The sequence below is a fragment of the Devosia sp. LjRoot16 genome (assembly GCF_964252795.1).
Taxonomy (GTDB): Bacteria; Pseudomonadota; Alphaproteobacteria; order Rhizobiales; family Devosiaceae; genus Devosia_A.
In genome coordinates, this window is sequence record NZ_CAXUPH020000001.1 from 194,950 (window position 1) to 212,735 (window position 17,786).

Genomic DNA, 17,786 nt, shown 5'->3' on the forward strand with positions numbered 1-17,786 from the left:
CCCCACCCCTGTCCCCTCCCCGCAAGGGGGAGGGAGACCAAAACACCGGCGTCAGTGGGAGCGTCTCCCTCCCCCTTGCGGGGAGGGGACAGGGGTGGGGGTCAGCCCGCACCGGACCCTATGCCGGCCCCGCTGCCCGCAGCACCGCCAGGAACTCCGCCCCATAGCGCTTGAGCTTGCTCTCCCCGATGCCATTGATGGTGCCGAGCTCGGCCATGGTCTGTGGCCGTTCCAGCGCCATGGCGCGAAGGGTGGTATCGTGGAAGACCACGTAGGGCGGGACGCCCTGCGACTTGGCGAGGGCGGCGCGTTCGGAGCGCAAAGCTTCGAACAGCGATTGCGCGGCCGGCGGCAACTGGACGGCGTTCTGCAGCGCGCGGCGGGTCTCGGTGGCCTTGCGCGGACGGTCGCGGCGCAGGGTGATCTTGCGCTCGCCCTTGAACACTTCGCGCGAGCCCTCGCCGAGGTGCAGGGCGCCGAATGAATGGTCGACAGTGATCAGACCCATGGCGGTGAGCTGACGGATGACCGATTGCCAGGAGCGCTGGTCGAGATCCTTGCCCTGCCCGAACACCGGCTGGTCCTGGTGGCTGAACTGGGTGACCTTGTCGGTCACCTTGCCCAGGAGCACGTCGACGATGTGCCCGGCGCCGAAGCGCTGGCCGGTGCGGTAGACGCAGGCCAGCGCCTTGATGGCAGCGTCGGAGCCATCCCAGGTTTCAACCGGCACGAGACAGGTGTCGCAGTTGTTGCAGTTGCCGGGGTGCGGCTCGCCGAAATGCGCGAGGATAGCCTTGCGGCGGCATTCCGGGGTTTCGCAGACGGCGAGCAGCGCCGTGAGCTTCAGCCGCTCGACGCGCTTCACCTCATCGGGGGCGCTGCCCTCGTCGATCATGCGGCGGCGCTGCGCCACGTCGGCCATGCCGTAGCACATCCAGGCCTCGGCCGGCAGGCCGTCGCGTCCGGCGCGGCCGGTCTCCTGGTAATAGGCCTCGATGGACGACGGCAGGTCCATGTGGGCGACGTAACGGACGTCCGGCTTGTCGATGCCCATGCCGAAGGCGACGGTGGCGACGAGGCAGAGCGACTCTTCCTTGAGGAAGGCATCCTGGTTGGCGGCCCGGTCGCGGGCGTTCATGCCGGCATGATAGGCGAGCGCACGGATCCCCTGCTTGTTCAGCCATTCGGTGGTCGCGTCGACCTTGGCGCGGCTCAGGCAATAGACGATGCCGGAATTGCCGGTGTGGCGGGCGAGGAAGCTTTTCAACTGCGCCCGGGCATTGTCGCGCTCGACGATCGCGTAGCTGATATTGGGCCGGTCGAAGCTGGTGGTGAAGATGCGCGCGTCGCTGAGGCCGAGCCGCTCGACGATATCGTCGCGGGTGGTGGGGTCGGCAGTAGCGGTGAGTGCGATGCGCGGCACCCCGGGATAGTCGGCGGCGATCGAGGCGAGCTCGCGATACTCGGGGCGGAAATCGTGGCCCCACTGGCTGACGCAATGCGCCTCATCGATGGCGATGAGCGAGATCTCGACGCCCTGCATCATCGACTTGAAGCCGGGGAGCACCAGGCGCTCCGGCGCAACGTAGAGCAGGTCGAGCTTGCCGGATTTGAGATCGCGGAGGGTGCGTGAGGAGTCTTCGGACGAAACCGAGGAGTTGAGCGTTGCAGCGTTGACGCCGGCCTGCTTCAGCGCCTCGACCTGATCGCGCATCAGGGCGATGAGCGGCGAGACGACGATGCCGACGCCCTTCCGGGCCAGCGCCGGAACCTGAAAGCACATCGACTTGCCGGCGCCGGTCGGGAACAACACCACCGCGTCGCCGCCGCCAGTGACGTGGCGGACAACATCCTCCTGCTGGCCGCGAAAACTCTGGTGCCCGAAGACGGTGCGCAGGATTTCGGCGGGGTCGCGAGCTGGCGTGTCGAAGAGCGACTCAAGCATGGCGGCATAGAGCCAAGCGCCGGGGTGCGGGGTCAAGGGTGTTGAATGCCGCGCTTGCGGCGCACCCCCTCCGAGCTGCGCTAGTTCGCTATCGCTCACAAGCTTCGCTTGCCTCCCCCATCAAGGGGGAGGTGGGGGCCGGCGAGTGGGCGGGGATGGTGCCTCACTCACCGGCGGGCACCTCCCCCTTGATGGGGGAGGCTGGGAGGGGGTGGGGCCGACCCGTCGATCTGGCCCACCCTGTACCGTTACTTCGCGTCGATGAACGCCAGCGCCGTCTCGACCAGCTTGGGCGAGTTCATCATGGTGTAGTGGGTGACGCCGGGGAGGATGGCGAGGCGGTTCTGGTTCATGCCGGAGCCATCCCACAGCGCATCCTGCAGGCCGCCGCCGAGCAGCTCGAAGAACTTCGCGACATGGCTGGTGCGGACCGCATCCCAATCACCATAGACCAGCTGGGTTGGCACCTTGAGGTTGGGGACATCGGCCGAGAAGTCGTAGTCCTTGCCCATATATTGCATCTGGTCGAGCAGCTTGGGGAAGTTCACCTCGGGGTCCGGGTTCACCGCGGCGAAGCCCTGGTAAAGCGGCGAGGGCTTCAGCATCTCAAACTGGCTGGCGTTGAGGCCACGCATGCCCTGCTGGTTGTAATCGTGCCAGCCGGAGAAGGCGAAGGGGGCCGAGGCGATGACCAGCTTGTTGATCAGCTCGGGATGCGCCAGCGCCAGACGCAGGCCGATGGTGCCGCCCATCGAATAGCCGACGACGTCGACCTTCTCGAGCCCCAGCGATTTGATCACTTCGGCGACGTCGCCAGCCATGTTGTCGAAGCTCATCGGCCGGTCGAGCGGGCCGGTGTGGCCGTGGCCCTGGGCTTCGACGGCGATCACCTGGTGGGAGGCGGCGAGGCCGGAGAGCACCGGGCCGAACGCGTCGATGGTCATCAGGCCGCCATGCAGCAGGACGAGCGGCGCGCCCTCGCCATAGGTGGCGTAGTAGACCTTGCCGCCGGTGACGGGGACATAGCCGGACGTGGTTGCGGTGAGCATGGGAGCAGTTCCTTCTTGAGCAGTTGCAGTGAGGACCGGCAGGGCGGAAGCAAAGCCGGTGAGAATGGCGAGGGCAAGGACGGTACGACGTAACATGGGAAGTCTCCGTGGGTTGGCAGGCGTTTGGGTATGGCTTCGCCGATGCCCGCGATTGCGAGCTGGCTCGACTGATGGTTCTGTGGTTCCTCCCCTCACCCGTCCCGGCTTCGCCGGTCCACCCTCTCCCCGACGGGGAGAGGAACAGAGGCGGTCACACGGCACTCTCCGGATTCTTCTCCCCGTCGGGGAGAAGGTGGCGCGTAGCGCCGGATGAGGGGTCTTCTTGCTAAGTGGTCAGCATTTCGATGGCCTTCTGCACGCGGCGGAGGCGGGTTTCGGGGGCTTTGGCGCCTTCGATGGCGGTGACGTGGGCCTTCTTGTGGCTGGGGGCGAGCTTGGTCCAGGCCGCCAGCGCGACGGGATCGGCATCGAGGGCGGCCTGCAGGTCGCCCGGGGCCTCGACGACGCGAGGCTTATCATCGAGGGTCAGTTCGACCTCGTGCGTCTCGTTGCCTTTGACCCCGGTGATGCCGCGGATCTCGGCGCTGACGCCGACCAGCAGGTGTTCACCCATGGTGGCCACTTTGCTGCGCCAGGTGTGGCCGGCGAGGCTGACGACGACCAGCGGGTTCTTGCCGCCATTGAGCGCATCGCGCACCTGAGGCGGCACGATGATGCCGGTATTGTTGCCGGACAAGAGGATGGTGGTCACGAACTTCATCTCGTTGCTCCAGTCGTGAGGTGGGCGGCGAGCTTGTCGAAGCTCTCCAGCACACCTTCGCGGAAGCCGCGGCGGACGACGGCGTCCTTGTTGGCGGCGGTATCGAAATAGGCGTCGAGCGTCAGCCGGGTGCGGCCGTTGCCGAGGTCGATGAGGGTGATGACCCGCAGAAAACTCGGCGGCGGGTTGTTACCGAAGGCTTCCGCCTCGAGCTGGCGGTTGCGGTAGACGATGCGTTCGGGCGGGCTCACCTCGATGAACTCGCTGTCGGCCGGGTAGTCCTTGCCATCGGGGCCGCGCATCACGTGATACCAGCGGCCGCCGGGGCGAAGGTCGAGCTCCACCACCGGGTTGGTGAAGCCCTTCGGACCCCACCACTGGCTCAGGTGGTACGGATCGGCGAACATCATCCAGACCAGGTCGCGCGGGGCATCGAATTCGCGTTCGATCTCGAGGCGACGGTCGCTGGGGATGCTGGTGGGGTCGGAGAGCATGGTTCAGGCTTCTTGAGTGAGGTCGGCGAGCAGTTGGTCCATGATGGCGAAGCCGTGGCGCATGCCCTTCTCCATCCCGGAGGCGACCATGCCGTCGCGATCGGCAACGCTGTCGTAGTTCGAGACTGACCGGTAGTGCGTGACGGCGCCGTCTTCCTCGAAGGTGTGAGTCTCGACCAGGGTCTTGCCGATGAACATGTTCTCCATGCCAAAGGTCCAGACGAACTTCTCGGGCTCGTTCACCTCGCGGTACTCGCCGATGAAGATGTAGACCTTGTCGCCATCGTGGGACTCAATGCGCCACTTGCCGCCGGGGCGGACATCGAGCGCGGTGATGATGGCCTTCTGGCCTTCATTGCCCCACCAGCGGGCCACGTGTTCAGGCTGGGTCATGACCTTCCACACCAGGGCGCGTGGGGCGGCGAAAGTGCGGGTGGCGATGACGATGGGTTCGTTCGCCGGGGCTTCGATCTTCAGGTCGTCGAGCGGCATTTTCAGCTCCTTGAGTTGCTTGAGGTAGGCGTCGAGGCGATCGAGGCTTTCGGCCCAATACCGCCAGTAAAGTACGAACCAGTGTTCCGTTCCGGCGCTTTGCCCTTGCCGTTGGCGCAAGGCTTCGCCGTCGCGCTGTCGGCGGTAGTCCGAGAGCGCTATGACCTTGGGTCGCTGCATTGGGTTTCAGCCCAAGCGGGCTACCGGATCAGTTCCGGGAGCCGCCGGGGTCTCCCTTCTGCAGTTCGGCCAGGTAATCGCCGAGGCGATCGAGGCTCTCGTCCCAGAAGCGGCGGTAGTTCTCGACCCAGTCCGCGACCTCGGCCATCGGGGCGGCCTCGAGCCGGCACGGACGCCATTGGGCTTCCTTGCCGCGGGAGATCAGCCCGGCCTTCTCGAGCACCTTGAGGTGCTTGGAGACGGCGGCCATCGACATGTCGTAGGGCTCGGCCAGTTCGCTGACCGTGGCCTCGCCGAGCGCCAGCCGGGCCAGGATGCCGCGACGGGTGGGGTCGGCGAGGGCAGAAAGCGTGGTGGACAGGTGGTCGGTCATTTCGGTCTCTTGGGGTCAGGCAGCGGCGCGCGCGGTATCGGCGCCGGAGAAGAAGTCGATCAGCACGGGAGCGACGAGCTCGGCCGCCGCGTCGTGGCTCTGGCCCGGCAGCGAAGCGAAGCGGGCGCCGGGGATAGTTTCGCGGGCGAGGCGGACCGGTTCCTTGAGCTGCCTGAAGGTCTTGTCGCCGCTCATGATGATGGTCGGGACGCGGATCGAGCGGGCCGCCTCGGTGGGGAAACCGTAGCCTTCCATCACCGCGGTATCGTGCGGCAGGCTGAGGGCATTGTGCAGCATCGCCTTCCAGTGCGGGTTGAGCCGCATCATCGGCATCATGATCGAGGGCATGCCGATCATCTTGACCATGAAGTACTTGGCAAGGTCGGGCCGGCGGTCCTGGGCGGCGAGACGCTCGACTTCGACCTGGTAGCCACGCGGCATCGGCCTGCCGCCGGGGACATCGGTGAAGGGCGGCTCGAAGATGGCGAGCCGATCGACCGGCAGGCCGCGGGCGGCGGCGAACAGTGCGATCGCACCACCGGACGAGGTGCCGTAGAGACTGGCCGAGCCGCCGGCGATGTCGATCAGCGCGGCGAGGTCCTCGTACTCGCGGTCGGGCGAATAATCGGTCGAGACATCGCTGTCGCCGCGGCTGCGCCGATCATAGTTGTAGACGGTGAAGTGCGGGGCGAGCAGCGGCGCCAGCTTGGGCATCGGGCCCATATTGCGGCCGCACCAGGCGCCGTCGATCAGGATGACGGCCGGGCCGGAGCCGCGCACGTCGTAGGCGATTTTCGTGCCGTCGCGAGAGGTGAAGGTGTTCATGGCGGTTACTCCTGCTGGAACGCCGCGGTGGCGCTGAGGGTGAAGAGGTAGAGGTCGAGCTTGTCGCTGCCCTCGCTGACGGTGGTGGCGAAGCCCTGCTTGACGGCCTGGTCGCGGGCGAGCAGCGACGTGAAGCGGACGGTGACATGGACGCTGGTGAGGCGGCCCGTCTGGGTGAGGGTCAGCTCGGTGACCATCTCGGCGGGCGGCAGCTCGTCGCCGAAGCGGTAGCCCTCGGGGGCATCGCGCCAGACCAGCCGCTCGACCGGTGAAATCTCAAGGTAGGCGCTGGTATAGCCGTACTCGTGGCCGGCGCCGAAGCGCATCACCTGGCGCCAGGCGCCGCCGACGCGCAGGTCGACCTCGCTCACCGGATTGGTGGCGCCTTTCGGGCCCCAGAAATGCACCAGGTGGCGCGGCTCGGTGTAGCAGCGCCAGACCAGGCTGCGCGGTGCCTCGAAGCTGCGGGCGATGAGGATGACAGGATCGTTCGCCGGCGTGGTGACGGCGGAGGTCTTGGTCGGCGCAGTGCCGGTGAGTTCGACGCAGTCCATTGCTCAACCCTCAAGTTGATAACTTAATGGTTGAATACACCTCGCAATGATGGTTGTCAACCGATCGGTTAAGGAAAGTTTCAGGCGGGGAGAAGCGCCGCGGACAGCAGCTTGATCGAGCGCAGGCGGTTGTCCGGATCGGTCGGGCCCATCTGCACTGCATCGGGGAAGCGCAGCTCGAGCTCGAGCTTGCCATCGGCAGGCGCCGGGAGCGGCAGTGAGAACTGCTGCGGGGTGGGCGCATTGAGCGAGACGGTATCGAGCAGCGTGCCGTCGGCAACGATCTCGACGCGCTGCGGGACAGTCGCGCCCCCTTTCTGGATCGCGACCATCGATAGCTGCAGGGTCAGCGCCGTGGCGGGCTCGGCATAGGCGAAGCGCAGGCGGGCGCTGGTGCCGACGGCATGGTTGCCGTCGCCGGTCGGACCCTCAAGACCGCAGACCCGGATCAGCTTGGCGGCGTCCTTGTCCTCAGGGGTGAAGCGGACGGTCGTGCCAAGGGTGTAGCTGCCACTGACCGGCTGGTTGAGGCAGGTGGTGGTCTTGTCGAGGTAGTAAGCGCGGTAGTCGGGCGGCACGTTGGGGTGCAGCATGAGCCAGACCACGCCGAGTTCGAACAGCGCGACGAGACCGACGAGGATGTAGGCGGCGAGGCGAAGCGGATTAGACAAGGCTCAGATACCCCGTCAGCCAGCCGATGGTGGTGAAGTAGCCGCCGGCGAGCAGGCCGAGCAGCGCCACGGCGAAGAGCCAGCGGCGGCTGGCCAGGAGTTCGGTGAGCATCAGCGGCATCGGCGCCAGCGCCGCAGTGAAGCGGAGCACCGAGGCCATGCCGGCGAACAGCGGCAGGGTGAGGCAGATCAGCGAATAGACCGCCACGCCGTAGCGTTTCTTCACCAGGAGGACGATCGACAGTGCATATCCGACCAGCACCGCTACGGCGAGCTGCTGCGGCGGCGTCGGCACCCACCCTTCTCGCGGGAAGCTGGTGAGGGCGTTCCAGACGAACACCACCGGATTGCCCGTCGGACGCGACCAGGCGCGTTGCACATGGCTGAAGGCCAGGGCGTCGCCGATGTGGAAGTGGAGGTGGGCCATGTAGGCGAAGAGGCCGAGCGGCGCGATGAACAGCGCCAGCAGCTGCTCGGGTCGCTTCAGCACGGCAGGGATGAAATCGCGCCAGCTGCCGCCATTGGCGCGGTGGGCCTGCCAGATCGCGATCAGGATAGCGAAGACGATGAACACCCCGACGATACGGGTGGCCGAGAGCAGCGCGGCGAACAGGCCGGCCAGCAGGAACTGCTTGTTCTGCAGCGCCGCGAAGACGCAGAGGCTGAGGAACAGGAACAGCACCTCGGTATAGAAGGTGGTGAGCCAGATCGAGAACGGGCCGGCCAGGAGGAAGGCCGAGAACAGCGTGTAGGCGCGCAGGTCCTTGCCAAGCAGCGGCCAGGCGACGCGGGCCGAGGCGATACACAGAAGGATCGAGAGGCCGGTGGCAGCGACGATGGTCTGCAGGCCCGTCAGCGTGCGGACGATGGCGACGAGGATCGGATAGAGCGGGAAGAAGGCCCAGTTGCCGGCGTTGATCATTGTCGGCACCGGGAACGGATCGTAGCCGGTCTGCGACAGCTTCACGTACCAGGAGCAATCCCACCGGCACATGCCCTGCGCGAAATTGGCGATCGAGGCATCCGGGACAGTGGCGGCAAAGGCCAGGTAGCGGATGGCGAGCCCGGCAATGGCCAGAGCCAGCGGGATCAGGATCAGGACGACGCCAAGCGGCAGGGTTCGTGGGGGACGCAGTGCGACAGCGTCGCTCATTGAAGCATTCCGGGTGCGGAAACGGCCAGAACTCGTAACGCATTGCGGCGAAATCATATCCATTCCGCCGGTGCATAGCTCCTATGCGACAACTTTCGGCGCTCAACGGCGTTGCGGAATTCGTGTTTGGTATCCCGATCCCTCCATAGCGATAGTGCATGTTTTCTGTTTCTCACCATCGGCTCGATCGGCGAGCCTTTCTCCGGGCTGCTGCCGCAATGGCGGCGCTCCTCTCCACCACCTCCCTCACCCGTGTCGCCTTCGCTCAGGAGAGCGAGACGGAAGCGTTTGACTATGACGTGCTGACCGAGCGGATGCGCTTAATGGCGGCGGAGCCGTTCAACCCGGCCGTGCCGGAATTGCCCAAGCTGTTCGCCGGCCTCGACTATGACGGCTACCGCAAGATCCAGTTCGACGCGCAGCACGCGCGCTGGCTCGACAACAATTCGGGCTTCCAAGTGCACGCCTTCCCGATGGGCTGGCTGTTCAAGGAGCCGGTGGGGGTGTTCGAGGTGGTCGACGGCCAGGCATCGCCGTTCGGCTTCTCCAACGCCGATTTCATGTTCTACGACCAGGCGATGGGCCAGGAAGCGGCGGCCGAGGCGTTCCCCGGGATCGCCGGCGTGCGCATCAATTACCCCGTCAACGTTGCCGACAAGATGGACGAGCTGGTCTCGTTCCTCGGCTCGAGCTACTTCCGGGCGCTGGGGCGGAACAACATCTACGGCCTCAGCGCCCGCGGCCTCGCGATCAACTCGTGGCAAGCGGGACCGGAAGAGTTCCCACGCTTTTCGGCGTTCTGGCTGGAGCGCCCGAGCGAGGGCAAGCCGCTGGTCGCCTATGCGAGCCTCGAGGGCCCGAGCGTCACCGGCGCCTATCGCTTTGAAATCACTCCGGCGAGCGACAGCGCGCAGGAGACGGCGATCGACATCACGGCGCGGCTGTTCTTCCGCGCCGATATCGGCGAGATCGGCATCGCGCCGCTCACCTCGATGTTCCTGTTCGCCGAGACCAACCGCTCGAGCTTCGACGACTACCGGCCGCAGGTGCATGACAGCAACGGGCTGATCGTCGAACGCGATGGCGGCGAGGTGTTCTGGCGGCCGCTCAACAATACGCCGCAACTGGGCAACTCGTACCTGTGGGAGAACAACCCGCGGGCCTTCGGGCTGTACCAGCGCGATCGCAGTTTCGAGACCTACCAGGATGCCGGCGCCCATTACGAGCGGCGGCCGTCGGCTCGGGTCGAGCCGGTCGGCGACTGGGGCCAGGGCAATGTGCGGCTGATCGAGGCGCCGTCGCGGCTCGAGGCCGAGGACAATATCGTGGCGTTCTGGGTGCCGTCCGAGCCGATCAAGGCCGGCGACGCACGCGAGTTCCGCTACCGGCTGATCTGGGGCGACCTGTTGCCCAAGGACGATGCGCCGCTGGCGCATGTGGTGGAAACTAGGGCCGGCCAGGGCGGCGTGTCGGGCGTTGCCAATGACGCGAAGCTCAGAAAGTTCGTCATCGACTTCGCCGGCGGCGAACTGACGGCCATGCCGACCGAGGCCAAGCTCGATGTCGTCGCGACGGCAAGTTCGGGCGAGATCACTTCGACGGCGCTGTCGAAGGTCGACGCCAACGGCGTGTGGCGGCTGGCGCTCGATGTGATGATCGAGGGCAGCGAGCCGGTCGAGCTCAAGGCCAATATCGTCAGCACCGGCCGGACGATCAGCGAAACCTGGCTCTATCAGTGGAGGGCACTGGCATGAAGCACGACCGTTCCGACGTTTTCTCGGGCGCGCTTCCCGATGCTCCGCTGGCCATGCCCAAACAGGTGCTGGAGCGGCGGCGCAGCTCACTGTTGCTGACGTTGCGGGCCGCCTTCGCCGCCGCGTTGCCGCGGTTCTGACGGTTTTGACTTGTCGCGCGTTCGAGCCGGAAAAGTCTCACAACTTTTCCTGAACGCGCTCCAGGAGCCTCACCCATGCCGACCACAGGGCCCCGATAGATGGCGAAAGCCCACCTGACCCGAGCCCTGGCTCTGGGCGCAGCAGCGCTCTTGAGCCTTGGCGGCGGCTGGCTGTACATGCGCTTCATCGGCAATGACGGCACCAGCCCGCTCGACGTGCTGCGCACGACGCTGTTCACGCTGGTCGGATTCTGGCTGGTGTGGGGTGGTGTTGCCGGGGTGCTGGGGATCCTCGCGCCACCCAGGCGGGTTACGGGCAGCGCCGGACGACCGCTCGGCATGACGGCGATCCTGATGCCGGTCTACAACGAGGATGCGGCGGCAAGCTTTTCGCGCGTCGCAGCGATGAACCGCAGCATCGTCAACCTGGGGCTCGCCGACCGCTTCCATTTCGCCATCCTGTCGGACAGCAACCGAGAGGAAGTGGCCGCAGAGGAGATCGTCTGGTTCGAGCAGCTGCTGAGTGAACCGATGGCCGAAGGCCGGGTGTTCTATCGCCGGCGCGAGCGGAATATCGGCAAGAAGGCCGGCAATATCGAAGATTTCATCTCGCGCTCGGGCGGTGCCTACGACTATGCGCTGATCCTCGATGCCGACAGCCTGATGGATGGCGCGACGATCGCCGCGATGGCCAGGCGCATGGATGACGATCCGCGGCTCGGATTGCTGCAGACGGTGCCCGAGGTGATCCACGCCCATAGCCTGTTCGGCCGGGTGATGCAGTTCTCGGCGGCCTATCTCTCCCCCTATTTCGCCCGCGGCACGGCGCTGATGCAGGGCGAGGAAGGGCCATACTGGGGCCACAACGCCATCGTGCGGGTGCCGGCCTTCGCCGCGAGCTGCGGGTTGCCGGTGCTGTCGGGCAAGCCGCCGCATGGCGGGCACATCCTCAGCCACGACTATGTCGAGGCGGCGCTGTTGTCGCGCGCCGGCTGGAAGGTCGAGGTCGACCCGTATCTGGGCGGTTCCTATGAGGAGGGCCCGGAAAACCTGATCGAGTATGCCAAGCGCGACCGGCGTTGGTGCCAGGGCAACCTGCAGCACCGGCGGGTGCTGGGCGCGCCGGACCTGAAAGTCTGGAGCCGCTTCACCTTCATCCAGGGCATCATGGCCTATGCCGCCTCGCCACTGTGGCTCGCGCTCATGGCGGCCAGCATTCTCGCGGCGGCGCTGCCGAGCAAATACTGGTGGCGCGACAATGAGACCGGCATCTGGGTGCTGGCCGTCGCGGTTGGCGTGGCGCTGCTGTTGCCGAAATTCCTGATCCTCGTGCGCTCGACGCTGGGCGGTCGCAACCGTGGCTTCGGCGGAACGATCCGGGCGGCGCTGTCGGTGGTCGCCGAGATCGTCATCTCGACGCTCCTGGCGCCGATCATGCTGTGCTTCCAGAGCAAGGCGGTGATCGAGATCCTGTTCGGGCTCGACGGCGGCTGGCCGGCGACCAATCGCGACGAAGGCCGGGTGAGCCTTTCGACGGCGTTCGCGGCGAGCTGGTGGGTGATGGTGGCGGGCGCCGCGGTGCTGGCAATCTCGACCGCCTTCGCCAGCGACCTGGTGCCCTGGCTGCTGCCGGTGGCGCTGCCGGCGATCGGCGCGCCGCTGTTGATCGCGGCCACCTCGCACGGCATCGCCAGCGGGCGGAAGCCGATCCTCTTCACCACCACCAGCGAGAGCGCCCCCGCGCCGATCATTGTCGAGCAGCAGCGGATCTTCCTCAGTTGGACGCAGCCGGGCCCTGCCCTCGCCGAGCCCATTGCCGGAACGGCCACCGTCCATGCCTGAGACCCTCGCCACGCTGAAGCGCGCTCCGCTCATGGAGCGCCTCAAGGCCTTTGCCGGCTTCGCCGTGACCGACGAGCGGGCGACACCGCGCGCTGGGCGCGATGCGCGGCTCGACATGTTCCGCGGGCTGGCGCTGGTGATGATCTTCATCAACCACGTGCCGGGGACCTTTTACGAGACCCTGACCAGCCGGAATTTCGGTTTCTCGGATGCCGCCGAGGCGTTCGTGTTCATGTCGGGGCTCGCCGCCGGCCTCGCCTATTCCGGACGTTTCGTCAGCGGCCCGCTGTGGCCGGCGATCGCCAAGGTGTGGGCGCGGGCGCGGCAGCTCTATTTCGTGCACCTGAGCATCACCATGATCGCGCTTGCCATTTTCGCCGGCGCGGCGTGGTGGTTCGGGCTCGACGAGGTGCTGGAAAAGAACAACATCGCGCCGATCTTCGGCTTCCCGCTGCAGACGATGATCGGGCTGCCGCTGCTGACGCACCAGCTGGGCTATCTCAACATCCTGCCGCTTTACATGACGCTGCTGCTGGCGACGCCGCTGGTGATTGCACTGGGCTTGCGCTGGCCGGTGCAGACGATGCTCGGCTCGATCCTCGTCTGGGCGGTTGCCGGCCAGTTCCGGCTCAACCTGCCGAACTTCCCGACGCAGGGCGGCTGGTTCTTCAATCCGTTCTCCTGGCAGATCCTGTTCGTCATCGGCCTGCTGTCGGGCATGGCGATGAAGCAGGGGCGGCGGTTTGTGCCGAAAAGCCCGGTGCTGTTCGGGTTGGCCGCAGCGTTCCTGTTATTCGTGCTGCTGTGGGTGAAGGTTCCGCCGCTCGGCGATCTCGGCCGGCAGGGGCTTAGTTTGCTCAGCAAGCTCGGGCTGCCGTTCTACGTCACCTGGTTCGACAAGACCTTCCTCGCCCTGCCCCGACTGCTGCATGCGCTGGCGCTGTTCTATGTCGTCGCCTCGCTTGGCGTGATGTACCGGATCGCCGAGTCGCCGCTCATGACGCCGCTGCGGCTGATGGGGCGGCAGGGGCTGGCGGTATTTGCGACAGGGACGGTGCTGAGCCTGTTGCTGCAGGCGGTAAAGACCGGCGTCGGGGGCGGCCTGCTGCTCGATACGCTGCTGCTCGGCAGCGGCCTGCTGCTCCTGGTCGGGCTCGCCTATGTGCTGACGCGCACACAGGAAATGACGCGCGCCGCGACCCGCCCGGCGGGTTGACACAACTCTCACATTTCAGAGAGCGGCCACAGCTGATGCAACCTTGCGCCTTGCTGCATGGCTACGGCTGGGACTAGCCTGCTGATCGAGGGAGGGGATGGCCTGTACTCGAGCGCGGGAGCGTTTTGGTGACCCGACGGCGACCACTCTATAGCCGGTCACAGAGGCCGCGGAACACGGCCGGTTCCGCTTGGGTGGCGCGCGACGGTGTCAGTCCGGTCTATCTCGATGATCCCCAAGAGACTACCCAACCGACATTGCGGTTTCGTGTCAGTCAGTGGTGGAGTGCGCTCTACCAGCGGCACCAGGGCCCGGTGCTGGTGGGCGCCGGAGCGCTGGTGACGCTTGCGCTGATCGGCGCCTATGATCTCGTCGCCCCCGACCCGCAGCGGATCAGCGACTGGCAGTTCATGACCGCGGTCAACAAGGTGGTGGACGAGCGGCCGCGCGGACCCTCGATCGAGTCGGTAGCCTATGCGACGGTGATCAAGTCGGTGGTGCGGGTCGACGGCTACGAAGACAGCACCGACGACCCGTCGGTCGCCAAGCCCGAGGGCCAGGCCGAGATCCCTGCCGAAGGCAAGGTGGAAGAGGATTTCCACGAACGGTTCACGGCGGTCGGCACCGGCGTCGTCATCGACGACCAGGGCACCATCCTCACCAACCTCCATGTGGCGGGGGCTGCCAAGAAGCTGCGGGTACAGTTCTGGGATGGCAGCGAATCCGAGGCGATGATCATCGGGGCACGGCCGGAGAGCGACCTGGCGATCATCCGGCCGCTGAACCTGCCCGACGAACTCGAGCCCGCGACGCTGGCGACCAGCGCCGGCCTCAACCCGGGCGACGAGGTGGTGGCAGTCGGCTTCCCGTTCGGCATCGGCCCGTCGGCTTCGGCCGGCGTCGTGTCGGGGCTCGGGCGGGCGCTGGCTGAGAACGGCGAGCCCAAGCTGCAGAACCTCATTCAGTTCGATGCGGCGGCCAACCCGGGTAACTCGGGCGGACCGCTGGTCAATGGCGACGGCGAGGTGGTGGGGATCGTCACCGCCATTCTCAACCCATCCGGACTTCGCACTTTTGCCGGCATCGGCTTTGCCGTGCCGATCGAAAACGCCGCCGCGGCGGCAGGAGAAAACCCGCTCTAGTTCAGTTGTTTTTTGTCGCGCGGTCGAACCGCAAAAGTCTGCAACTTTTGCTGACCACGCTCCACCCGAACCCCGACGGAGAAAATGGTCGACACATCGAAAGACTCCGGCACCGCCGCCGCTTCACTGATGGAGCAGGTGCTGTACGAGGTGAAGAAAGTCGTGGTCGGGCAGGACCATTTCCTCGAACGGGTGCTGGTGGCGCTGCTCGCCAAGGGGCACCTGCTGGTCGAAGGCGTGCCGGGGCTGGCCAAGACGCTGACCGTCAACACGCTGGCCGACGTGATCCAGGGCAAGTTCAAGCGGGTGCAGTTCACCCCCGACCTGGTGCCGTCGGATCTGGTCGGCACCCGCATCTACAACCAGAAGACTGGCGACTTCTCGACCACGCTGGGCCCGGTATTCTGCAACCTGTTGCTGGCCGACGAAATCAACCGCGCCCCCGCCAAGGTGCAGAGCGCCCTGCTAGAGGTGATGCAGGAGCGCCAGGTCACTATCGCCGGCGAGACACACAAGGTGCCCAACCCGTTCGTCGTCATGGCGACACAAAACCCGATCGAGACCGAGGGCACCTATCCGCTGCCCGAGGCGCAGGTCGACCGGTTCATGATGAAGGTCCTCGTCGGCTATCCGAGCGAAGAGGAGGAATTCGTCATCGTCTCGCGCGTCACCGGCCTCATGCAGGCGGTGACGCGAGTGGCGACCACCGAGCAACTGGTGGCCCTGCAGGCCAAGTGCCACAGCCTGTTCGTCGACCCCTCGCTGATCCAGTTCGCGGTCAAGGTGGTGAGCGCCACCCGCAACCCGGCGGCGGCCGGGCTCGGCGACATGCAACGCTTCCTGACCTATGGCGCGAGCCCGCGCGCCTCGATCAACATGATCGAAGCGGGGCGGGCGCTGGCGTTCCTGCGTGGCCGCGAATACGTGCTGCCTGAGGACGTGCTCGATGTCACCCCGGACGTGCTGCGGCACAGGATCGTCCTCTCCTACGAGGCGATCTCGGAATCGATCACGCCCGACCAGATCATCGGCCAGGTCCTCAAGGCCATTCCCGCTCCCGAAAAACCCCTGGAGGCGCATGTCCGCATCGCCGCAGCAGGCTGAAAAGCTCCTCGGTCGCCTCGAGTGGACAGTGATCCGCAAACTCGACGGGTTGCTGCAGGGGGATTATCGCACGCTGTTCCGCGGCTTCGGGCTCGATTTCGCCGACCTGCGCGAATACCAGACCTATGACGACGTCCGGCATATCGACTGGAACGTCACGGCGCGCACCCAGGTGCCGCATGTCAGGATCTACAACGAGGACCGCGACGTCACCGCCTGGTTCCTGCTCGACCTCAGCCCATCGGTGGATTTCGGCTCCGACCAGGTGACCAAGCGACAGATGCTCACCGAGTTCGCGGCGGTGCTGACGCGGCTGTTGACCCGGCAGGGCAACAAGGTTGGGGCGATCCTGTTCAACGGGCAATCGGACTATGTGATCCCGCCGCACACAGGTCGGCGGCATGTGCTGCACCTGATCGACAAGGTGCTGGCCAACCCGCGGCTGCTGCGCTCGCCCGAAACCGATCTCAACGCCTTTATCGGCCGGGCGATGTCGGTGATGCGGCGGCGCTCGATTGTCTTCGTGGTCTCCGATTTTATCTCGCAGCCGGGCTGGGAGCGCGGGCTGTTCCGGTTGAGCCAGCGGCATGAGGCGGTGGCGGTGCGGCTGCTCGATCCGCTCGACATGGCGCTGCCCGATGTCGGCATGCTGCTGTTCCAGGATGCGGAAACCGGCGAGCAACTGTTCGTTGACACGGTGGACAAGGGGTTCCGCCGGCGCTTCGTCGCCGCGGCGGCCGCCAATGAGGAGGCCCAGATGGAAGCCTTCGCGGCGGCGGGGCTCGACGTGCTGGAACTTTCGACTTCGGACGACCTGGTCGATGCGGTGCTGCGCTTTTCACATATGCGCAAGGTGCAGTCGCGGCTGGGTGGTGGTGGCAATCTGCCCGCGATGGCGGGCGCCTAGGCCCCGACCCCATGGCGGGGGTGGGACGGTTTTGACGGTGGTGACGCGATGACCTTCATCTGGATGGACATGCTCTGGCTGCTGCTCCTGGTGCCGCTGCTGATCGGCGCCTATGTCTGGATGCTGCGGCGCCGGAAGAGGGCGGCGTTGCGCTACGCCAACCTCGCCATCGTCAAGCAGGCGATGGGCAAGGGCGTCGGCTGGCGCCGGCATGTGCCCCCTCTGCTGCTGCTGGCAGCGCTCACGGTGCTGATCGTTGCCGTGGCCCGGCCGGCCGCGGTGGTGGAGCTGGCTTCGTCGCGGGCGACAGTGATCCTCTCGATGGATGTGTCGGGCTCGATGCGGGCCCGCGACGTCGAGCCATCGCGCATCGTCGCGGCGCAGGAGGCGGCCAAGGAGTTCATCCGCAAGCAGCCCGCCGACGTGCAGGTCGGCATCGTTGCCTTTGCCTCGGCGGCGGTGCTGGTGCAGGCGCCGACCATCGACCGCGAGGCGCTGTACCAGGCGATCAACAGTTTTGATCTGAGGCGGGGCACCGCGGTGGGCTCCGGGGTGCTGGTGGCGCTGGCCACCATCTTCCCCGACCAGAACTTTGACCTCGACGGCAGCGGCAACCAGCGCGACCAGTTGGGGCTGCCGAGCTTCGGCGGCGAACGCTTCGGCGCGACCAGCGGCGCCGACGGGCTGCTGAGCGGGACAGCGACGGAGCCGCCGGCCAAGCATATGCCGGTCGAACCCGGCTCGTACGAAAGCGCGGTGGTGATCCTCCTCACTGACGGCGCAACCACCACGGGCCCTGACCCGGTCGCCGCCGGCCGGCTGGCCGGCGACTATGGGGTCAAGGTGTTCACCGTGGGCTTCGGCTCGGCCTCGGGCGACGTGGTGGATTTCGGCGGCCGCTCGATGCGAGCGCAGCTCGATGCGACGACGCTGCAAGCAATCGCCGACGCCACGGAGGGCGAGTATTACGAGGCGACCAGCGCCTCCGACCTCGCCGGGGTCTACGACTCGCTCTCCACCCGGCTGATCAGCGAGAAGAAACTGACCGAGATCGCCTTCGTCTTCGCCGGGGTTGGCGCGCTGCTGGCCATGGCCGCCGCGGCGCTGTCGATGCTGTGGTTCGGGCGGATCGCCTGAGGCACGGCAGCGCTGCCAGCGGCCCACCAGACTGGGTGTCATCGCAGC

Annotated in this window: 18 protein-coding genes; 8 read left to right on the forward strand and 10 right to left on the reverse strand. The window is 66.4% G+C overall.

The genetic code is table 11. The features are described 5' to 3' along the window. Positions 1–118: 118 nt before the first annotated feature. The 10 genes from recQ to ACSQ23_RS00985 form a co-directional block, all read right to left on the reverse strand. Positions 119–1,945 carry a DNA helicase RecQ gene (recQ, locus tag ACSQ23_RS00940; RefSeq protein ID WP_055886193.1) on the reverse strand — a complete coding sequence of 609 codons (1,827 nt, stop codon included), beginning with the start codon at positions 1,943–1,945 and terminating at the stop codon, positions 119–121. 248 nt (positions 1,946–2,193) lie between these two features. Continuing rightward, positions 2,194–2,994, reverse strand: coding sequence for an alpha/beta fold hydrolase (locus ACSQ23_RS00945; protein WP_055885396.1), 801 nt, complete (start codon positions 2,992–2,994; stop codon positions 2,194–2,196). Positions 2,995–3,319: 325 nt separating this feature from the next. After that, entirely contained in the window at positions 3,320–3,754 is a 435-nt protein-coding gene (locus ACSQ23_RS00950) for a YdeI/OmpD-associated family protein (protein ID WP_055885400.1), read from the reverse strand. Continuing rightward, positions 3,751–4,248, reverse strand: a complete 498-nt coding sequence (locus ACSQ23_RS00955; protein WP_436089412.1) for an SRPBCC domain-containing protein — start codon at positions 4,246–4,248, stop codon at positions 3,751–3,753. Before ACSQ23_RS00955 ends, ACSQ23_RS00950 begins: the two co-directional genes overlap by 4 nt. A gap of 3 nt (positions 4,249–4,251) precedes the next feature. Next, entirely contained in the window at positions 4,252–4,920 is a 669-nt protein-coding gene (locus ACSQ23_RS00960) for an SRPBCC domain-containing protein (protein ID WP_055885407.1), read from the reverse strand. A gap of 28 nt (positions 4,921–4,948) precedes the next feature. Continuing rightward, positions 4,949–5,293, reverse strand: a complete 345-nt coding sequence (locus tag ACSQ23_RS00965; RefSeq protein WP_055885411.1) for an ArsR/SmtB family transcription factor — start codon at positions 5,291–5,293, stop codon at positions 4,949–4,951. Positions 5,294–5,308: 15 nt separating this feature from the next. After that, positions 5,309–6,118: an alpha/beta fold hydrolase gene (locus ACSQ23_RS00970; RefSeq protein ID WP_056002767.1), complete on the reverse strand. Its 810-nt coding sequence runs from the start codon at positions 6,116–6,118 to the stop codon at positions 5,309–5,311. Positions 6,119–6,123: 5 nt separating this feature from the next. Further along, complete coding sequence (locus tag ACSQ23_RS00975) at positions 6,124–6,672, reverse strand: SRPBCC domain-containing protein (RefSeq protein WP_055885419.1); 549 nt, start codon at positions 6,670–6,672, stop codon at positions 6,124–6,126. 80 nt (positions 6,673–6,752) lie between these two features. Beyond that, positions 6,753–7,343, reverse strand: a complete 591-nt coding sequence (locus ACSQ23_RS00980) for a hypothetical protein (protein ID WP_055885422.1) — start codon at positions 7,341–7,343, stop codon at positions 6,753–6,755. Beyond that, a complete protein-coding gene (locus ACSQ23_RS00985; RefSeq protein ID WP_436089413.1) occupies positions 7,336–8,496 on the reverse strand; it encodes a hypothetical protein in 1,161 nt (386 codons plus the stop codon). The genes ACSQ23_RS00980 and ACSQ23_RS00985 overlap by 8 nt, the downstream gene beginning before the upstream one ends. 158 nt (positions 8,497–8,654) lie before the next feature. Between ACSQ23_RS00985 and ACSQ23_RS00990 the strand changes: the two genes are divergently transcribed. The 8 genes from ACSQ23_RS00990 to ACSQ23_RS01025 all read left to right on the forward strand — a co-directional run bounded on the left by ACSQ23_RS00990 (position 8,655) and on the right by ACSQ23_RS01025 (position 17,738). Continuing rightward, positions 8,655–10,250, forward strand: coding sequence for a glucan biosynthesis protein (locus tag ACSQ23_RS00990; protein ID WP_055885431.1), 1,596 nt, complete (start codon positions 8,655–8,657; stop codon positions 10,248–10,250). Next, positions 10,247–10,390: a hypothetical protein gene (locus ACSQ23_RS00995; protein ID WP_156384757.1), complete on the forward strand. Its 144-nt coding sequence runs from the start codon at positions 10,247–10,249 to the stop codon at positions 10,388–10,390. The genes ACSQ23_RS00990 and ACSQ23_RS00995 overlap by 4 nt, the downstream gene beginning before the upstream one ends. 99 nt (positions 10,391–10,489) lie before the next feature. Next, positions 10,490–12,232, forward strand: a complete 1,743-nt coding sequence (gene mdoH, locus ACSQ23_RS01000; protein WP_055885434.1) for a glucans biosynthesis glucosyltransferase MdoH — start codon at positions 10,490–10,492, stop codon at positions 12,230–12,232. Beyond that, a complete protein-coding gene (locus ACSQ23_RS01005; RefSeq protein WP_197421394.1) occupies positions 12,225–13,448 on the forward strand; it encodes an OpgC family protein in 1,224 nt (407 codons plus the stop codon). The genes mdoH and ACSQ23_RS01005 overlap by 8 nt, the downstream gene beginning before the upstream one ends. A gap of 257 nt (positions 13,449–13,705) precedes the next feature. After that, complete coding sequence (locus ACSQ23_RS01010; RefSeq protein WP_197421395.1) at positions 13,706–14,590, forward strand: S1C family serine protease; 885 nt, start codon at positions 13,706–13,708, stop codon at positions 14,588–14,590. A gap of 84 nt (positions 14,591–14,674) precedes the next feature. After that, complete coding sequence (locus tag ACSQ23_RS01015) at positions 14,675–15,694, forward strand: AAA family ATPase (RefSeq protein WP_056002778.1); 1,020 nt, start codon at positions 14,675–14,677, stop codon at positions 15,692–15,694. After that, on the forward strand, positions 15,669–16,601 hold the full coding sequence (locus tag ACSQ23_RS01020) for a DUF58 domain-containing protein (protein WP_055885440.1): 933 nt from the start codon (positions 15,669–15,671) through the stop codon (positions 16,599–16,601). The genes ACSQ23_RS01015 and ACSQ23_RS01020 overlap by 26 nt, the downstream gene beginning before the upstream one ends. Positions 16,602–16,649: 48 nt before the next feature. Beyond that, a complete protein-coding gene (locus ACSQ23_RS01025; RefSeq protein ID WP_055885443.1) occupies positions 16,650–17,738 on the forward strand; it encodes a VWA domain-containing protein in 1,089 nt (362 codons plus the stop codon). Positions 17,739–17,786: the final 48 nt, after the last annotated feature.